Below are 15879 nucleotides of genomic sequence, written 5' to 3' on the forward strand. Positions count from 1 at the left end.
CGAACATGAAGCTGCTGAGTGAAACTAATACGACACTCCTTAACGTCTCTATGCTGCTCCTGCGCCTCGCGGTCGGTATCATACTCTTCGTGGCCGGCGCCGGGAAGGTCATGGGATGGTTTGGCGGCATGGGGATGGATGCCACAATCAATATCTTCGTCACAAATATGGGAATTCATCCGCTGCTCGCTTACCTTAGCTGCTACACAGAGTTCATCGGCGGGTTTCTCTTGATCGTCGGGCTGCTTACCCGGCCCGCCGCCTTCGCCATAACGATAAATATGCTCGTGGCCGGGATCGTGACGCTCCCGAACGGCTTCATGGCGGGGGCTTCGTACCCCTTCAGCATGATGGTGAGTTCGATCGTCATCCTCCTGGCCGGGCCTATGGCGTACAGCCTCGACGCACAGCTTCTCAGCGGGAGAAAGGAGAGCGCGGTCTTCAAGCGCGTTTAACGGCGACATCATGAGAAAAGTGATCGTATCGAATCTGATATCGCTCGACGGCTTCATTGCGGGGCCGAACGGGGAAATAGACTGGTTCGGCTGGGATGAAGAGCTCGAAAGCTATTGCAGGGATCAACTCGGATCTATGGACACGATTTTATTCGGACGCGTAACTTATGAGCTCATGGCGGGCTACTGGCCTGCGGCGTCGGCTACGGAAAATGATCAGGCGATCATCGACGCGATGAACAACCTGCCCAAGGTCGTTTTTTCGAGAACGCTCGATAGAGTCGAGTGGAAGAATTCCAGGCTGGTGAAGGACGATATTGAGGGTGAAGTCGCGAGAATGAAACGGGAGCCGGGAAAGGACATGGTTATATTCGGCAGCGGAAGTATCGTATCGTCTCTCGCGCCGGCGGGCCTGATAGACGAATACCGGATCTTCGTCAATCCGGTCGTTCTGGGCAGGGGAAAGTCGATGTTCCGTGGGATAGATAACAGACTCGGACTGAAACATTTATGCACGAGGACGTTCGGGAGCGGTCTCGTGCTCATATGCTATGAGCCGGCTGAAAGGAGCAGTTAGTCTTGACGGGGTGTTTATGAGATCAAGATCATCGGAGAACTTATGAGGAAAACATACCACGGGAGCTGCCACTGCGGCGCCGTCCGCTTCGAATGCGAGATAGACCTTGCACAGGGCACTAGCAAGTGCAACTGCTCTATCTGCGCCAAGACCAGGTTCTGGAAGGCTCTCATCAAGGCTGACGCGTTCAGGCTGATAGAGGGAGAAGAAGCGCTCACGGATTACCAGTTCGGGAGCAACACGATACACCACCTCTTCTGCGGCCGCTGCGGCGTGAAGCCGTTCGGCAGGGCGTTCCTCGACGTTACTTTCGGCGGCGAGACTCTGTCGGGCGAATACTACGCGGTCAACGTCGCGTGCCTAGACGATGCGGCGCCTGCCGAGCTCTCGGAAGCGCCTGTCCGGTATGAAGACGGTAAGAACGACGACTGGGAGTCTCGTCCCGACGAGGTCAGGCAATTGTGAATCTTACGATGCGAGGCAGGGTCAATCAGCGGTAAAGGCTTGGGAGTTCGCTCTTTAAGTTTGCAGGAAGTAGATCAAATCCAGTATCAGGAGGCCAAACATGTCTGAGTTAACCGATTCCATGAGGGAGTTCCTGAACGGGCGTCACTACGCAACACTGGCGACGCTCAACGAGGACGGCACTATTCACCTCACGCCGGTGTGGTACCTCTTCGAGGACGGGCGCTTTTACGTGGAGTCCTCTCCCTCTGCGCGGAAAGCCAGGAACGCCGCCGCCCGTCCGCAGGCTTCGATTGTAGTCGACAGCCGACGTAGGCAGGGAGACGAGCTCTGGGTGAGCGCGTCGGGGACAGCGGAGATAATCGGCGGAGAGCGGTCGGGCGAGATAGCCGCGAAAATTCTCAAGCGGTATATAACGAAAGCCGGCCTAGAGGACCCGAGGGTAGGGCCGGGCTTTTCGGCGGGCGGCGGAGTCGTTATCTGTATCACGCCCCGTTCCTGGGGGTCGTGGGATTTCAAGAGCCTCGACGACCAGTATTTCGGCGGCATACTGAGACAGACGCCCGAGAAGTGGTTCCATCAGGTTGATTGATGAGGATTCTCTCTTCGACTTGCATATATCGATGGCATTCGAGCCTGCTTGCTTGAGCTGACAAAAAATTATCCGAAGTGTCCTGAAACCGCCCGCCCGTTCGTCGTATGTATGTGAATAAACACATAGGAGAGTGACCATGAGCACGAATAAAACTGAAGAAAGCAGAATCCGGAAGCAAATTGAGGACTGGGCGGTGAAATTCCGCGCCAAGGACCTCGACGGGATTATGTCCATCTATGCACCGGACATCGTGTCCTTCGACGCCATAGCCCAGCTGCAATTCAAGGGGGCTGATGAGTATAGGAAACACTGGGAAGCGTGTCTTTCATTCTGTCAGGGCCCGATAATCTTCGAGACGCGTGACCTGAATATAACGGCCGGCGATGACGTTGCCTTCAGCCATTGCCTTACATGGTGCGGAGGAACTGACGAGAGCGGCGAGGAAAAAGCCTCGTGGATGCGGGCGACGGTTTGCTGGCGCAAGGTAAACGGAGAATGGAAGGTCGTGCACGAGCATTACTCGGCGCCTTTCGACATGGAAAGCGGAAAGGCACTCTTCGATCTCAAGCCCTAGCGTCCGGGGGTTTAGTTCACGGCACTGTATGAGCCGCGTAAGAAAATGAGCGGAGGTAAAATCGCACGGAGTTTTAACGGGAGGGCCGACGGATGTTCAAAAACACAAAGGCATTCAGCGGTTTTTCTGTAAACGAAATAGAAGAAGCCAAGAGGTTTTACGGCAAAACGCTCGGGCTCGAGGTTTCGGAATCGCACGGCATGTTAAACCTGCACATTGCGGGCGGCGCGAATATATTGATTTATCCCAAGCCTAATCATACTCCGGCGACTTTTACGATTCTTAATTTCCCCGTGGACGATATCGAACAGGCGGTGAAGGAATTGACCGGGCGCGGCGTGCGGTTCGAGATTTACGACCTGGACGAGATCAAGACGGACGAAAAAGGCATATTCCGCGGTGAAGGGCCCAAGATAGCTTGGTTCAAAGACCCCGCGGGAAATATATTGTCAGTGCTGGAAGAGTGATAAGTTAATATCACAGTTGCAGTAAAATCAACGAGCGTCCGGAAAGCGCTTGCTCATTCACCGTATAAGCCGGACGATGCAAGATTGTAGGAAAGGGGAATTAATAATGATCACAGGGCTCAAGACCTTAAACACGTTCATCCTGATCTTAACGTTGGCCCTTGTCGTGGGATGCAAATCGGGTGAAGAGGCTGACGACGGCGCGGTCGATACGCTCAAGAAGCGGGGTTACGCTCCCGTGAACGGCCTCAAAATGTATTACGAGGTTCACGGCGCTTCTAACGGCCGGAATCCGCCGCTCGTGCTGCTTCACGGAGGCGGATCGACGATCGATACCTCCTTCGGAGAGGTTCTCCGGTCTTTTGCACGGACAAGGCAGGTCATCGCATTCGAGCAGCAGGGACACGGCCACACGGCGGACATTGCGGATCGCCCGTTTACCTTCGAGCAGTCGGCTGACGACGCCGCGACACTCCTTCAGCATTTCAATATCGATCGGGCTGATTTCTTCGGCTATAGCAACGGGGGAAGTATCGCTCTGCAAGTCGCAATACGGCATCCGGAGATCGTGCGCAAATTGGTTGTCGCCTCGGCCATTTTCGAGCGCGACGGACTTTATCCGCAGTTCTGGGAGTCTATGCAGCGTGCGACCCCGGAGGACATGCCCCCGGAATTGCGGGACGCCTATCTCCGTGTTGCACCGAATCCGCAAGACTTTCCCGCGTTCTTCGCCAAGTGCGTGAAACGTATGCTTGAGTTTAAGGACTGGCCCCCTCAGGACATTCAGTCGATCGATGCGCCGACTCTTGTCATAGTCGGGGATGCCGACGTCGTCCGCCCCGAGCACGCGGTGCGGATGTTCCGCCTGCTCCCGAATTCACAGCTCGCGGTGCTGCCGGGCACTGATCACATGGCACTCGTGGAGCGTTCCGACTGGCTGGTCACGATGGTCGAGGCGTTTCTCGACGCGCCTATGCCGTCGCCCAGGCATATGAAAATTACTAACGAGTGAGAGGAAACATTGTTTGACGAGAAACAAATTTTATTGAGGAGAAAAATCATGGGCATAAACAAGACGAATAAGGAATCGGAGATCAGAAAGCTTATCGACGATTGGAGAGACGCCATGCGTGGGGGAGACATCGACGCTATAATGTCGTTCTACGCTCCCGATATAAGGCTCTTCGATATCATTCCGCCGCTCGAACACAAAGGGCAGGAGGCATACAGGAAGATCTGGGATATGTGCTTGCCGGCTTTCGAGGGCCCTATAGAATGCGAGGTCCGCGACCTCAGAATCACCGCAGGCGACGACATGGCGTTCAGCCACGGACTCTACCGCTTCTGGGGAACTATGACTGACGGAAAAAAGATGGATATGTGGGCGCGCGGGACCGTTTGCTACAGGAAACTGGACGGAAAATGGATGATCGTGCACGATCACCACTCCGTGCCCATAGATATGTCGACGAACCAGGCGCTTTTCGACCTGAAGCCTTAGCGCTGAATGTCCGGCGGCCCATGAAAGTTTCGGTAGTTCGGGTAATCGGGACTGCGTATAATTATTCGGGGTGATATACGGGGGCGGGTTATATTAATTTTTGACGGGCTGTCCTTAACACCTTCTTTCGTTCGTCGTATGTATGCAGGTAAATAAATCAGTGAGGAGAACGACTATGGCTACAGAGCCGATTTCAGAGTATATATTGTTATTCCGGGGCACCCATTGGTTCAAGGGCCTCTCGCCGGAGGAGATTCAGCAGATAGTCGACCGGATGCACGCCTGGCTCGACGGGTTGACAGCCGAAGGCAAGGCCAAGGCCGGGCAGCCGCTCATGTTCGAGGGCAAAGTCGTCTCGCAGAAGAACGGCAGGGTAGTGTCGGACGGCCCCTTTGCGGAATCCAAGGAAGCGATCGCCGGATATTTTCTCCTTAAAGTAGACAGTCTCGACGAGGCTGTCCAAATCGCCAAAAACTACCCGGGCCTGAATTACGGCGCGACAGTCGAGGTAAGGCCTGTCGCCCCCGAGTGCGCGGCCTCGCTTGCCCTCCTCGACAAGATCGAGGAAGAAAAGGCGTCTCATTCGGGCGCGCCGCAATACGCCTGAGATGCAGAAGCACCGGACTGCCGGTTCCGATATCGCCCCTGGAAAGGATCGCGGGGAGATAACCGAGGTCGTGGAGCATTGTTTCCGCCACGAATCGGGGAAGATCGTCTCCACGCTCACGAGGATATTCGGCGCAAGGCACCTGAACCTCGCTGAGGACGTCGTCCAGGAGGCGCTCGCCAGAGCGCTTCAGACGTGGCCCTATTACGGCGTCCCCCGGAACCCTGCCGCATGGCTCACGCAGGTCTCGAAGAACCTGGCGCTCGATCTGATAAGGCGCGACAAGGTCTTCCGGAACAAGCAAACCGATATCGCCGTTCTCATGGAGAGCGCTCCGGCATTTTCGGGAGGAGAGGACGCTGTGTCATTCAAGGACGAGATCAGGGACGACCGCTTGTGGATGATGTTCATGTGCTGTCACCCTTCTGTCCCTCGGGAAGCGCAGGTGGCGCTCGCGCTCAAGACCCTTTGCGGATTCAGCCCGGGAGAGATCGCGAAGGCGTTCCTGACGTCCGAGGCTGCGATCGCAAAGAGGCTTACGCGCGCGAAACGGAGGATACGCGATGCGTCTATCCCGTTCGAGCTGCCGGCCGGCGACGAGCTCAGGGAGCGTCTCGACGGCGTGCTCCACACTATTTACCTATTGTTCAACGAAGGATACAAGGCCTCCGGGGGCCATGAACTCATCAGAAAGGAGCTTTGCCATGAAGCGGTCCGCCTGTGCGCTTTACTCGCCGGGCACCCGGTCGGCAACCGGCCTCACGTCCATGCGCTCCTCGCGCTGATGCTCCTCAACGCCGCGCGGCTCCCGGCGAGGATGAGCGCTGACGGGGACATCCTCCGGCTGAAAGAGCAGGACCGGTCGCTGTGGGACCAGGCCATGATAGCCAGGGGTTTATATCATCTCGTGCTGTCGACCGAGAGCGACGAGGCGAGCGTTTATCACCTTCAGGCGGGCATCGCCGCCTGCCACGCTGCGGCAAGGGACTACAAATCGACTGACTGGCGGCGTATACTCCACTATTACGATCTCCTGACTGCGATCGACGATTCTCCCGTGGCGGCCCTCAACCGCTCGGTGGCGGTCGCCTATGTGCACGGTCCCCGTGCCGGGATCGAGGCGGTCGAGGCTATCCGCAACCTCGATCATCTCGAATCTTATTATCTCCTCTACGCGGTCTTGGGCGAGTTCGAGGAGCGGCTCAATAACAGGAAGGCCGCGGCGGAATATTTCCGCAAATCGCTCGAGCTCACGACGATAAAGTCGGAGCGCAAGTTCTTCATGAAAAAGATACGCGCGCTCGAGAGCGGCCGCAGCGGCGGCTGATTTTCCCGCCGCAACGAAATCCGTTTTGCCGGGCTCCGGCATCGGATCGCGTATTTAAATCATCTAACCTTTTTGATGTAAAATTAACCTCGCATCTTAAGCCGTACTGACAGGAGGATACTATGGATTCCGATTTCTGGCCCGCGCAGACGAAAAAGCTCCGCGACATGACCGGTATAGATCATCCCATAATCCAGGCGCCTATGGCGGGCGGGCCGACTACGCCCGAGCTTGTCGCTGCCGTGTCGAACGCTGGGGGGCTGGGCTCCTTCCCGGGCGGATACCTTTCGCCCGATGAGATAGATTCCGCGATAGGGAAGATACGCTCGCTCACCGATAAACCTTTTGCCGTAAACCTGTTCGTACCCGAAAAATCGCGGCGAAAGAAGACGCCGCAAAGGGTGATGAAGAAGCTCGGGGAGATCGCGCGAGAGGTCGGCGCCGAGCTTCCGGTAGAGAACGAAATACAGGACTTCCCATTCGACGACCAGCTTGGTGTTATTCTCGACAACGACGTGCCCGTATTCAGCTTCACGTTCGGAATTCCGAAGCGGAAGCACATCAAAGAGCTCCGGAGGAGAAAAGTCACGGTCATAGGGACGGCCACCTGTGTCGAAGAAGGGGCTATGCTCGAAGAGGCAGGCTGCAGCGCGGTGGTTGCGCAGGGGAGTGAGGCGGGAGCGCACAGGGGGACGTTCGCGAAGACGGAAAGCCTGCCCATGATCGGCGGAATATCGCTCGTGCCCCAATTGGCCGATAAAGTCGGCATACCCGTCATATGCTCGGGAGGCATAATGGACGGGCGGGGTATAGCGGCAGCGCTCGCCCTGGGCGCGTCCGCAGTGCAGATGGGTACAGCGTTCCTGAGCTGCGACGAAGCGGCTGTCCCTGCGCCGTGGCTCGAAGCGCTCGGGAATTCCCTCGATTCGAGCACGGTCGTGACGAGGGTGTATACAGGGAAATACGCGCGAGGCATAAGGAACCGTTTTTACGACGAGATGTCGGCACTCGAGGACAAGCTCCCTGATTATCCGATCCAGAACTATCTCACGCGGCCTATAAGATCGGTGTCGCGATCTAAGGGCAATCCCGAATACATGTCCCTCTGGGCGGGGCAGGGCTCGCCCATGTCGAGGAGATGCCCGGCAGGAGAGCTCGTGCGTATGCTGGTCGAGGAATACAAGGAAACCTTCCGCCGCTTGAGAGGGTGATTTCAAATCGTTGCATACGCAACAACACTGATCTTAGGAAAATTTTTCCCTTCCGTATTCACTGCTCGGAGGTCGGTCTTGAAATCTCACTCCGTTAATATTATTTGCATACACATAGATATTTTCAATCTCAGGGAATTTTTTCATAAGCGGAAATTTTTTGTTGTATCGTCCAAACCCGTATGTTATAACGGTTCCGTAGTTGAAAAATCCTTGACAGGGGGTGCTATCATGGGTTTTTTAAGTAACTCAAATTTAAAGCAGTTCAGCTGCGGAGACGTTATTCCTGGGAGCAGCGGCATGCTCACGCTCGCCTTCGGCCCCGCCGCCGATCAGTTGAGCGGAGCGCCCGCGGGAAACGCGCAGTACCCGTTCTGGTTCGGCTGGTACCGCTGCAACATGGGCGAGGAATTAAAGCGGTGGAAGAATTCCGAAACCCATGTCGCTTACTTCGTGACGAAAGGGAGCTTCAAGATCCTGAGCGAAGGCGAGACCAAGACCATAGGTCAGGGGACGTGGATAGGGTTCCCGCCCAAGACCGAGTACGAGGTGCACTGCATGGAGAACGGCTCGGAGCTCCTCTGGGTTTATTCTCCGCCCAAGGCGGGGTAGTACCGGATTATTTTACAGATTGCCTGTTTTTTAGTCCGCCGCAGAGAGGATGGGCTCCCGCGGCGGACTTTTTTTAGATACCTTTCGTTCGCCGCATCTGCACGATCGCAGGTCTATCACTCCTTGTCGGGACCGGCATCCTCATGACGCGGCAGACTGTCTGCGGTCTCGAACCACTTTATTCTGCTTTCCCTCCATATATGGTACTCGGGGCGGACGAGCGAAGGGTCGTCGAGGCTCGCGGTCGTGACGTCCACGGTTACGGGGCCTTCCGACCTCCTGAATACGAGCTGCGTGCCGCATCCGCGGCAGAACTCGCGCTGGCTCTGCGCCGACGAGCGGTAGACGGAGGGCGTCCCCTGCAGGTAAGAGAAAGAGCCGGCGGGGACTGTGAGCCATGCGACCACGGGCGCTCCCGAAGCGCGCCGGCATATCCTGCAGTGGCAGTACCCGGCGTCGATTATCTCGCCGCTTATTCTGTAACGGACCTCACCGCACAGGCAGCCGCCTTCGAGCTGTCTCTTCATGCTGTGATCTCGACTCACGGAGGATTTGACGACTTATCCAGAGTATATGCGCCGGGATCCGCGGTCAAGCATGCTATTAACCGGGCCCGGATTATAACTCACATGGCCGTAATACCCGGGACGCTGGAATCCCTATCTAAAGTATCAGCTGTATTCCGAACTTCGGCGCTTCCTCTATGATTTTCCGTATGTGCTCCTCCGAGGGCGGCGGAGGGAACTTCGTATCATCGGTGACCGGCTCGCCTACGGCGTCGAAGAACTTCTCGAACCCCGAAGGGCTCACGATAACGAGCAGCCTTCCGGCTTCATCGGAATCGGACCTGAACGAATGACTTATCCCACGGGGGAGCGATATGAAATCGCCCGGCTCTGCGCGGAATTCCTCATCGCCGGAAAATATAGTGAACCTGCCCTTGAGCACGTAAAAAGCTTCGTCCTCGTTCCGGTGAATGTGAGGCGGCGGTCCCGGGTCTTTGGGCGGCACAAGAGCCTCGAACAGGGAATACGCACCTCCCGTGTCCTCTCCCGTGGCGAGGTATTTATAAACCGAACCCGCGACAGCTACCGATTTCTTTATAGAACCCATATGTTTTTCTCCTTGTCCTTATCAGTGCCCGGGAATCTCAGAGGAACATCTTTATCCCGAAGTTGGGCGCCTCCTCCACGAGCCTCATGAGCTCTTCGTGTGATGGGGGAGACGGTAATTTAGTGTCGTCCTCGACGGGTATGCCCGTAGCGTCGTAGAACTTCTCGAATCCCGCCGGGCTCGAGAATACGAGCATCCTGCCTATCGTGTCTGATTCGTTCCTGAGCCAGTGCTTTCGTCCCCTCGGCAGGAACACGAAGTCGCCGGGCTCTGCGTTGAATTCGTTCTCATCGAGGGAAAACGTGAACCGGCCTTGTACGATGTAGAACGCGACGTCCTCGTTATTATGTATATGAGGCGGAGGGCCCAGGTCAAAGGGAGGGACGCTCACTTCGAAAAACGCATACGCCCCGTCCGTGTCTTCACCCTTCATGTAAAACTTGTAAAGTTGCCCCCCTAGCGAGAGGGCGCCGTACTTATTCCGTAAATCCATGAACTGTTCTCCTGCTTCTCGATACGAATTAATTTACGATGATTTTACTAATTATTCTTGCTGTGGGAAGGAGTACAAAAGAGTTCCCCCGGCAGAACGCCACGCCATACGCATTAATTTCAGCAAATTGTGCTATATGGCACAAATTGGCACGGAGATAAAAAACCGCTTTGTCCCCTTAATTTATTGGTTAATCTCGTAAAAAAAAAAGAGAAAGGGGGCAGACATGCTGCATCTCAGCCGCTCGTTAATATTCCTCATCGTTGTCATCGTATTTTATTCGGCCCACGCTCAGAACGCCCGGGCTCACGGCTCCATGGAGACCCCTGTGAGCCGTATTTACAACTGTTATCTGGAAGGACCCGAAAACCCGAAATCGGCTGCATGCGTCGCAGCTGTCGGAGCGGGGGGAAAGCAGGCGCTATACGACTGGAACGGCGTAAACCAGGCGAACGCGAACGATGACCACAAGGCGGTCGTGCCTGACGGCGAGCTCTGCAGCGGGGGGAACGAGCTTTTCAAAGGCATGGAAATCGTGAGGGACGACTGGCATACGACGGTGATCTCGCCCGGTCCCGACGGGAATTTCGAATTCGTATTCCTGGCGACCGCCCCGCACAAGACGAAATATTTCAGGTTCTTCGTCACGAAGGACGGATATGATCCGCTCGGCGCTTTAAAATGGTCGGACCTCGAAGCCGCTCCGTTCTGCACGGTGACGAGCGTCGAGCTCGTAAACGGGAGGTACAGGATGAAGTGCCCGCTGCCTGATAAATCTGGAAAGGGCCTGATATACGCCGTATGGCAGAGGGCCGACAGCCCGGAAGCGTTCTACACCTGCATGGACGTTGAGTTCTCAGGCGGCACGCCTGTCGCGTGGAGGTCTCTCGGCGAATTGAGGGCGCATCAGGACCTCGCTCCCGGCGATAAGGTTACGTTCCGCCTCTTCGACGCGCAGTCGGGGGACGCGGGCACGTATACGGTCGAGCTCGGGGAGGGCGAGGCGGGAGCCGGGGACTGGCCCTTCTTTCTCGCTGAAGAAGTGAACGGGAATTCCACGCTCGTGAAAATAGGCGTGCTCGGTCCCGACGGGAATATAACGCCCGTCCACAGCTCGCAGGAGAACTCCGTTTACGTTTCCTCGACGGCCGAATACTCCTTCCAGGTGGACATCGATATGGCGGACAACGGGGGCGGGGACGGCGGAGAAGGCGGCGGAGACGGCGGGGGCGGATGCGACTGCGGATGCGAAGGGCACCCGGGAGGGGAAGCCGATTACGTCTATCCGGACGGCCTGGGCAGTTATGAGGAGGGTACCGTAGTGCTCGGTTCAGACGGGGACCTGTATCGGTGCAGGCCGTTCCCGAACTCTGGCTGGTGCAACCAGAGCGAGCTATACTACGCGCCGGGGACGGGACTCGCGTGGGGGGACGCGTGGGTCAGGCTCGATTGAATAACGATGACTGCGTTATTGCTCCATGCCCGTGTACCGACTATCTGTTTAATCAGTCATAATATCTTCCCGAATGTTTCTTCTGAAACTCCTGAGAGAACACAGGAAGGTTATTATTTCTTGCCGCAACAGCGGGTTCGGGGACAACCTGCTTGCGGCCGCCAATGCCTGGTATTACGCGAAAAACACGGGCAGGGCGCTCGTCATATACTGGTATCATTCACGCTACCTCGCCGATAAGAGCGAGAACGCCTTCTCTCATTTCTTTGAAATCCCCGCGAGCATCGAGGGCGTTCCCATAATAACCGCATCTCGCATTGACCGCTTGTCCGGCTTTCTCTTGTTGCACCTCCATTACCTGCTCCCGCGGCCTGACCCGCTTATGTACTTCTACAGGACGACGAGCAAGCTGGGCATACGTTCGGATTATCGTCTGACGCGGAGAATCCGTAAACGTTTCGACGAGACCGATGAAAGACTAAGGGCCATGGCCGATTTGAACCAGAGAGTCATCGTTACGCACGGCTGTTTCGTCCCGAACGAGAAACTCAGACCGTTCTTCGACGCGCTCTCGCTTAATGAGGCGTATCGAACCAGGGCGGATGCTTTTGCCGACGCGCATTTCAGGGAGAAGAAAGTCATTGGAGTGCATATAAGGTATTACAATCAAAACATGCTGCCTTCCGACCACACGAAATACTGGCTCGATCAGGTGAATGCACTCTCCGTGTGTCTGGATAAAATTCAGAAGGCGGCGGCCGGGCTCGAGGAACAGGAATACGTGGTTTTTCTATGCACTGATTCCCGTCTTGTCCATGATTTCATCTCAGGCTCCATAGGGAATGTAGTAGCGTATGAAAAGGAATTCGGCAGGGACAGCTCGAAAGAGATGCACGAGGAGCTGCCCGAAGAAACGGCGGCGGCTACCGTGATCGAGATGTTCCTGCTCGCGAAGAGCGACGTGCTCGTGAGGTTCCCGCCCGGGTCGTGGTTCTCTCACTACGCGAGCCTGTACGCGAAAAACATTATAACGTGATCCGCCAAACCCGGGCCCTGCGCCCGTCTGCACTATCGTCCCCGGAAGCGAGCGGACCGGGGAGAGACGCCATTGACAACAGGTATATAAGCGATAACATTAGGGCTAATATCGTCAGCAATAGCCGGACAGGCATTAAACTTGACTCCGTGAATATATGTTTCTCCTCAGATTACTTTTCAAAAAAGGGAAATTTGTCATTACGCGGCGGAACAGCGGGTTTGGGGACAATTTAATATCGGCCGCGAATGTCTGGAGCTATGCGAAAAATACGGAACGTACCCTCGTCATTGCCTGGGTGCCTTCGAGGTACCTCACCGACAAATGCGAGAACGCCTTTAGCCATTTTTTCAGCGTCCCCGAAACTATCGGCGGGGTTCCGGTCATGGTCGAGGATAGGGTCGATTGGCTGTCGGCATTCCTCATCAACTACTCCAATATATTCCTGCCCTTCCCGGACCCGCTCATATTTCTCTACGGATTGATACACAAGCTGGGATTTGATCCCAAACACAATTTGCTGACTAACAGAAGAAGCAAGCGGCAGGTGCCCATTGACAGGATAATCGTTAACTCGGAAGAGTCCGTATGGAAAGTATTCGTTACCAACGGAGGCCATTTTACCCCGTACGGTCATCTGAGGCCTTTCTTCGATGCGCTGCAATTAAAACCCGAGTTCAGGAAGGAAGTGGACGACTTCGCAGGGAAACATTTCAGGAATAAAAAGGTGATAGGCGCGCATATACGTTACTACGGACAGAGCCTGCCCCATTCCGACCATACCGATTCATGGCTCGACGAAGCAGGCGCGCTTGCCTCATGTATTGACAAGATCAGGGAGGCCGCGGCGGGGCTCGAAGAATCGGAATATATAGTTTTTTTATGCACGGATTCCGGCATGGTCCAGGACCATATCAGCCGGTCTATCGGTAACGTGGTGACGTATGAAAAGGAATTCGGTAGTGACGGATCAAAGGAGCTCCACCATGAGCTCCCGGTCGAGACGGCTGCCGCTGCCGTAATAGAGATGTTCCTCCTTGCCAAAAGCGACGCCCTTGTGAGGTATCCGGCGTGGTCGTGGTTCTCTTATTACGCGAGCCTGTACGCGAAAGAAGTCATAACCTGACCTTACGACACGGACAGGGAGGCGGACAGGGAATTTCTCTCTGTCGGGGAAATTAACCGGTGGACACGGCTTGACGGATAAATTCATTTTTATATTATCCCGAGCTGTTGTTATAATTTGCTGTAATAATTAATGCCGCGGGTCGTGTGAGATTATCGCCGGGTTGTCGGTGACCTGAATCAGGCAATACCGGGGTTAACCATGAAAAAGGCTCTTATAACGGGGATAACGGGACAGGACGGGTCGTACCTGGCGGAGTTCCTTTTGTCGAAGGGGTACGAGACGCACGGCCTCATCAGGCGGTCGAGCACTTTCAATACGGAGAGGATCGACCATATATACGTCGATCCGCACGTGACCGGCGCCAGGCTTTACCTGCACTACGGGGACCTGAGCGATTCGAGCAACCTCACGAACCTCATTTACAGCATCAGGCCCGACGAGATATACCACCTCGCCGCGCAAAGCCACGTGCGCGTGAGCTTCGATATGCCCGAGTACAGTAACGATATAACGGGGCTCGGCACTGTGAGGATCCTCGAATCCATAAGGAGGAGCGGCATAAACTGCCGTTTCTACCAGGCGTCGAGCAGCGAGATGTTCGGGGCCTCACCCCCGCCGCAGAACGAGAACACCGAATTCCGTCCCAGGAGCCCCTACGCCTGCGGCAAGCTGATGGCGCACTGGACAGCCGTGAATTACCGGGACGGGTACGGCATCTTCGCCGTGGGAGGGATACTGTTTAACCACGAATCCCCGAGGAGGGGAGAGACTTTCGTCACGAGGAAGATCACGAAGGCGCTCGCGAATATACTCGCGGGCAAACAGGACGATCTCTACCTCGGGAACCTCGATCCCAAGCGCGACTGGGGCTACGCGCCCGAGTACGTACAGTCCATGTGGAAGATGCTCCAGCAGGATGCGCCACAGAGCTTCGTTATCGGGACCGGCGAGATGCATTCCGTAAGGGAATTCGTGGAGGAGGCCTTCTCGTACGCTGATCTCGACTGGAGCAAGTACGTGAAGACCGATCCCAACTATTACAGGCCGACGGAGGTCGAGAGCCTGCAGGCGGACTTCGGGAAGGCGAAGGAGGTCCTCGGCTGGAAGCCCGTGATAAGGTTCGGCGATCTCGTACGGATAATGGTCGACGCGGACATGAGGAAAGCGGGGCTAGAGCCGGTCGGGGAGGGGGACAGGATAATCAGGGAAAAATTCCCGGACAGGTGGTGGAAGAGGGATTGATCTGCGGGACGGGGGAGAGATTTTTCTCTCTTCGTATTTTATAATTCAGGACAGGTAAAGAAAATGGCTCTCGACCTAAGCTCGAAAAAAATTCTGCTTACCGGAGGCAGCGGGTTCCTCGGCACTTTCGTTGCGGGGGAGCTTGAGGCGAGGGGTGTCAGGAAAAGCAATATAAGAATCCCGCGGAGCAGGGACCTCGATCTCAGGAAGTGGGAGAACTGCCGGAAGGCTGTAGACGGCACCGACGTCGTCATACACCTGGCGGCGAAGGTAGGGGGTATCGGATTCAACCTCAAATACCCGGGCGAGCTCTTTTACGATAACGCCATAATGGGGATACAGCTTATGGAAGCCGCCAGGCAGGCTGGAGTGGAGAAATTCGTCTGCGTCGGGACCGTATGCGCGTATCCGAAGTTCACGCCCGTCCCTTTTAAAGAGGAGAATTTGTGGGACGGGTACCCCGAAGAGACGAACGCCCCTTACGGCGTCGCCAAGAAAGCCCTCCTCGTCCAGGCGGAGTCCTACAGGAAACAGTACGGTTTCAACGCCATATACCTCGTCCCCGTGAACCTCTACGGCCCGGGCGACCATTTCGATCCCGAGGACGCCCACGTCATTCCTGCCCTCATACTCAAGTTCTTCGACGCGAAGGAAAAGGGCCTGGAAAAGGTCACGGCGTGGGGCACGGGTAACCCGTCGAGGGAGTTCCTCTTCGTGAAGGACGCCGCGAGAGGCATAGTCACGGCAGCGGAGAGGTATGAAAAGAGCGCTCCCGTGAACATAGGCTCCGGGGAGGAGATCAGGATAGGGGAGCTCGTCTATATGATAAAGGAGCTCGTCGGTTACGAAGGCGAGGTCGAATGGGACGCCTCGCGCCCCGACGGGCAGCCGAGGCGTAAGCTCGACGTCACGAAAGCGAAGGAAGAGTTCGGCTTCGAATCCGAAATATCGCTTGCGGAAGGGCTCGTCGAAACGATCGAGTGGTACAGGACCCATATGCTCAGGCGTTAGACACATTCTTT

General features: G+C 55.8%; 20 protein-coding genes. 17 read left to right on the forward strand and 3 right to left on the reverse strand.

Annotated features, from left to right (window positions below; all coding sequences use genetic code 11):
* Window positions 1–5 precede the first annotated feature (5 nt).
* The 12 genes from AB1598_04405 (at window position 6) to AB1598_04460 (ending at window position 8391) form a co-directional block, all read left to right on the forward strand.
* Window positions 6–455 (forward strand): DoxX family protein, encoded by a 450-nt coding sequence (locus AB1598_04405; GenBank protein MEW6144243.1) that lies wholly within the window; start codon window positions 6–8, stop codon window positions 453–455.
* A 10-nt stretch (window positions 456–465) separates the two neighbouring features.
* Entirely contained in the window at window positions 466–1032 is a 567-nt protein-coding gene (locus tag AB1598_04410; protein MEW6144244.1) for a dihydrofolate reductase family protein, read from the forward strand.
* 42 nt (window positions 1033–1074) lie between these two features.
* Window positions 1075–1497 carry a GFA family protein gene (locus AB1598_04415; protein ID MEW6144245.1) on the forward strand — a complete coding sequence of 141 codons (423 nt, stop codon included), beginning with the start codon at window positions 1075–1077 and terminating at the stop codon, window positions 1495–1497.
* 100 nt (window positions 1498–1597) lie between these two features.
* Window positions 1598–2089, forward strand: coding sequence for a TIGR03618 family F420-dependent PPOX class oxidoreductase (locus AB1598_04420; GenBank protein MEW6144246.1), 492 nt, complete (start codon window positions 1598–1600; stop codon window positions 2087–2089).
* A gap of 139 nt (window positions 2090–2228) precedes the next feature.
* Entirely contained in the window at window positions 2229–2666 is a 438-nt protein-coding gene (locus AB1598_04425; protein MEW6144247.1) for a nuclear transport factor 2 family protein, read from the forward strand.
* A gap of 92 nt (window positions 2667–2758) precedes the next feature.
* Window positions 2759–3133 (forward strand): VOC family protein, encoded by a 375-nt coding sequence (locus tag AB1598_04430; protein MEW6144248.1) that lies wholly within the window; start codon window positions 2759–2761, stop codon window positions 3131–3133.
* A gap of 106 nt (window positions 3134–3239) precedes the next feature.
* Entirely contained in the window at window positions 3240–4145 is a 906-nt protein-coding gene (locus AB1598_04435; protein ID MEW6144249.1) for an alpha/beta hydrolase, read from the forward strand.
* A 48-nt stretch (window positions 4146–4193) separates the two neighbouring features.
* Window positions 4194–4634: an SgcJ/EcaC family oxidoreductase gene (locus AB1598_04440; GenBank protein MEW6144250.1), complete on the forward strand. Its 441-nt coding sequence runs from the start codon at window positions 4194–4196 to the stop codon at window positions 4632–4634.
* Between the two features lie 175 nt (window positions 4635–4809).
* Entirely contained in the window at window positions 4810–5241 is a 432-nt protein-coding gene (locus AB1598_04445) for a YciI family protein (protein ID MEW6144251.1), read from the forward strand.
* 1 nt (window position 5242) lies between these two features.
* A complete protein-coding gene (locus AB1598_04450) occupies window positions 5243–6568 on the forward strand; it encodes a sigma-70 family RNA polymerase sigma factor (GenBank protein MEW6144252.1) in 1326 nt (441 codons plus the stop codon).
* A gap of 122 nt (window positions 6569–6690) precedes the next feature.
* Window positions 6691–7779 (forward strand): nitronate monooxygenase, encoded by a 1089-nt coding sequence (locus AB1598_04455; GenBank protein ID MEW6144253.1) that lies wholly within the window; start codon window positions 6691–6693, stop codon window positions 7777–7779.
* Window positions 7780–8010: 231 nt separating this feature from the next.
* Window positions 8011–8391 (forward strand): hypothetical protein, encoded by a 381-nt coding sequence (locus tag AB1598_04460; protein ID MEW6144254.1) that lies wholly within the window; start codon window positions 8011–8013, stop codon window positions 8389–8391.
* A 116-nt stretch (window positions 8392–8507) separates the two neighbouring features.
* Here AB1598_04460 and AB1598_04465 read toward each other — a convergent pair whose 3' ends face one another.
* The 3 genes from AB1598_04465 to AB1598_04475 form a co-directional block, all read right to left on the reverse strand.
* The gene (locus tag AB1598_04465) at window positions 8508–8918 is read right to left on the reverse strand and encodes a GFA family protein (GenBank protein MEW6144255.1); all 411 of its coding nucleotides are present in this window, start codon (window positions 8916–8918) and stop codon (window positions 8508–8510) included.
* Window positions 8919–9054: 136 nt separating this feature from the next.
* Window positions 9055–9504 (reverse strand): cupin domain-containing protein, encoded by a 450-nt coding sequence (locus AB1598_04470; protein ID MEW6144256.1) that lies wholly within the window; start codon window positions 9502–9504, stop codon window positions 9055–9057.
* Between the two features lie 37 nt (window positions 9505–9541).
* Window positions 9542–9997: a cupin domain-containing protein gene (locus AB1598_04475; GenBank protein MEW6144257.1), complete on the reverse strand. Its 456-nt coding sequence runs from the start codon at window positions 9995–9997 to the stop codon at window positions 9542–9544.
* A 316-nt stretch (window positions 9998–10313) separates the two neighbouring features.
* On the opposite strand from AB1598_04475, the gene AB1598_04480 reads away from it, so the two are divergent.
* The 5 genes from AB1598_04480 (at window position 10314) to AB1598_04500 (ending at window position 15868) form a co-directional block, all read left to right on the forward strand.
* The gene (locus tag AB1598_04480; protein ID MEW6144258.1) at window positions 10314–11450 is read left to right on the forward strand and encodes a lytic polysaccharide monooxygenase; all 1137 of its coding nucleotides are present in this window, start codon (window positions 10314–10316) and stop codon (window positions 11448–11450) included.
* 73 nt (window positions 11451–11523) lie between these two features.
* On the forward strand, window positions 11524–12486 hold the full coding sequence (locus AB1598_04485; protein MEW6144259.1) for a nodulation protein NodZ: 963 nt from the start codon (window positions 11524–11526) through the stop codon (window positions 12484–12486).
* A gap of 157 nt (window positions 12487–12643) precedes the next feature.
* Window positions 12644–13612 (forward strand): nodulation protein NodZ, encoded by a 969-nt coding sequence (locus AB1598_04490; protein MEW6144260.1) that lies wholly within the window; start codon window positions 12644–12646, stop codon window positions 13610–13612.
* Window positions 13613–13813: 201 nt separating this feature from the next.
* Window positions 13814–14857 (forward strand): GDP-mannose 4,6-dehydratase, encoded by a 1044-nt coding sequence (gmd, locus tag AB1598_04495; GenBank protein MEW6144261.1) that lies wholly within the window; start codon window positions 13814–13816, stop codon window positions 14855–14857.
* Window positions 14858–14920: 63 nt separating this feature from the next.
* Window positions 14921–15868, forward strand: a complete 948-nt coding sequence (locus AB1598_04500) for a GDP-L-fucose synthase (GenBank protein MEW6144262.1) — start codon at window positions 14921–14923, stop codon at window positions 15866–15868.
* Window positions 15869–15879 lie beyond the last annotated feature (11 nt).

This window comes from Thermodesulfobacteriota bacterium (genome assembly GCA_040754335.1).
Classification (GTDB): Bacteria; Desulfobacterota_D; UBA1144; order Nemesobacterales; family UBA2774; genus 2-12-FULL-53-21.

What these genes read in the sequence shown, in the direction of transcription:
- AB1598_04405 (MEW6144243.1), top strand. Translation starts at nt 6, where the DNA reads ATGAAGCTGCTGAGTGAAACTAATACGACACTCCTTAACGTCTCTATG.
- AB1598_04410 (MEW6144244.1), top strand. Translation starts at nt 466, where the DNA reads ATGAGAAAAGTGATCGTATCGAATCTGATATCGCTCGACGGCTTCATT.
- AB1598_04415 (MEW6144245.1), top strand. Translation starts at nt 1,075, where the DNA reads ATGAGGAAAACATACCACGGGAGCTGCCACTGCGGCGCCGTCCGCTTC.
- AB1598_04420 (MEW6144246.1), top strand. Translation starts at nt 1,598, where the DNA reads ATGTCTGAGTTAACCGATTCCATGAGGGAGTTCCTGAACGGGCGTCAC.
- AB1598_04425 (MEW6144247.1), top strand. Translation starts at nt 2,229, where the DNA reads ATGAGCACGAATAAAACTGAAGAAAGCAGAATCCGGAAGCAAATTGAG.
- AB1598_04430 (MEW6144248.1), top strand. Translation starts at nt 2,759, where the DNA reads ATGTTCAAAAACACAAAGGCATTCAGCGGTTTTTCTGTAAACGAAATA.
- AB1598_04435 (MEW6144249.1), top strand. Translation starts at nt 3,240, where the DNA reads ATGATCACAGGGCTCAAGACCTTAAACACGTTCATCCTGATCTTAACG.
- AB1598_04440 (MEW6144250.1), top strand. Translation starts at nt 4,194, where the DNA reads ATGGGCATAAACAAGACGAATAAGGAATCGGAGATCAGAAAGCTTATC.
- AB1598_04445 (MEW6144251.1), top strand. Translation starts at nt 4,810, where the DNA reads ATGGCTACAGAGCCGATTTCAGAGTATATATTGTTATTCCGGGGCACC.
- AB1598_04450 (MEW6144252.1), top strand. Translation starts at nt 5,243, where the DNA reads ATGCAGAAGCACCGGACTGCCGGTTCCGATATCGCCCCTGGAAAGGAT.
- AB1598_04455 (MEW6144253.1), top strand. Translation starts at nt 6,691, where the DNA reads ATGGATTCCGATTTCTGGCCCGCGCAGACGAAAAAGCTCCGCGACATG.
- AB1598_04460 (MEW6144254.1), top strand. Translation starts at nt 8,011, where the DNA reads ATGGGTTTTTTAAGTAACTCAAATTTAAAGCAGTTCAGCTGCGGAGAC.
- AB1598_04465 (MEW6144255.1), bottom strand. Translation starts at nt 8,918, where the DNA reads ATGAAGAGACAGCTCGAAGGCGGCTGCCTGTGCGGTGAGGTCCGTTAC.
- AB1598_04470 (MEW6144256.1), bottom strand. Translation starts at nt 9,504, where the DNA reads ATGGGTTCTATAAAGAAATCGGTAGCTGTCGCGGGTTCGGTTTATAAA.
- AB1598_04475 (MEW6144257.1), bottom strand. Translation starts at nt 9,997, where the DNA reads ATGGATTTACGGAATAAGTACGGCGCCCTCTCGCTAGGGGGGCAACTT.
- AB1598_04480 (MEW6144258.1), top strand. Translation starts at nt 10,314, where the DNA reads ATGGAGACCCCTGTGAGCCGTATTTACAACTGTTATCTGGAAGGACCC.
- AB1598_04485 (MEW6144259.1), top strand. Translation starts at nt 11,524, where the DNA reads ATGTTTCTTCTGAAACTCCTGAGAGAACACAGGAAGGTTATTATTTCT.
- AB1598_04490 (MEW6144260.1), top strand. Translation starts at nt 12,644, where the DNA reads ATGTTTCTCCTCAGATTACTTTTCAAAAAAGGGAAATTTGTCATTACG.
- gmd (MEW6144261.1), top strand. Translation starts at nt 13,814, where the DNA reads ATGAAAAAGGCTCTTATAACGGGGATAACGGGACAGGACGGGTCGTAC.
- AB1598_04500 (MEW6144262.1), top strand. Translation starts at nt 14,921, where the DNA reads ATGGCTCTCGACCTAAGCTCGAAAAAAATTCTGCTTACCGGAGGCAGC.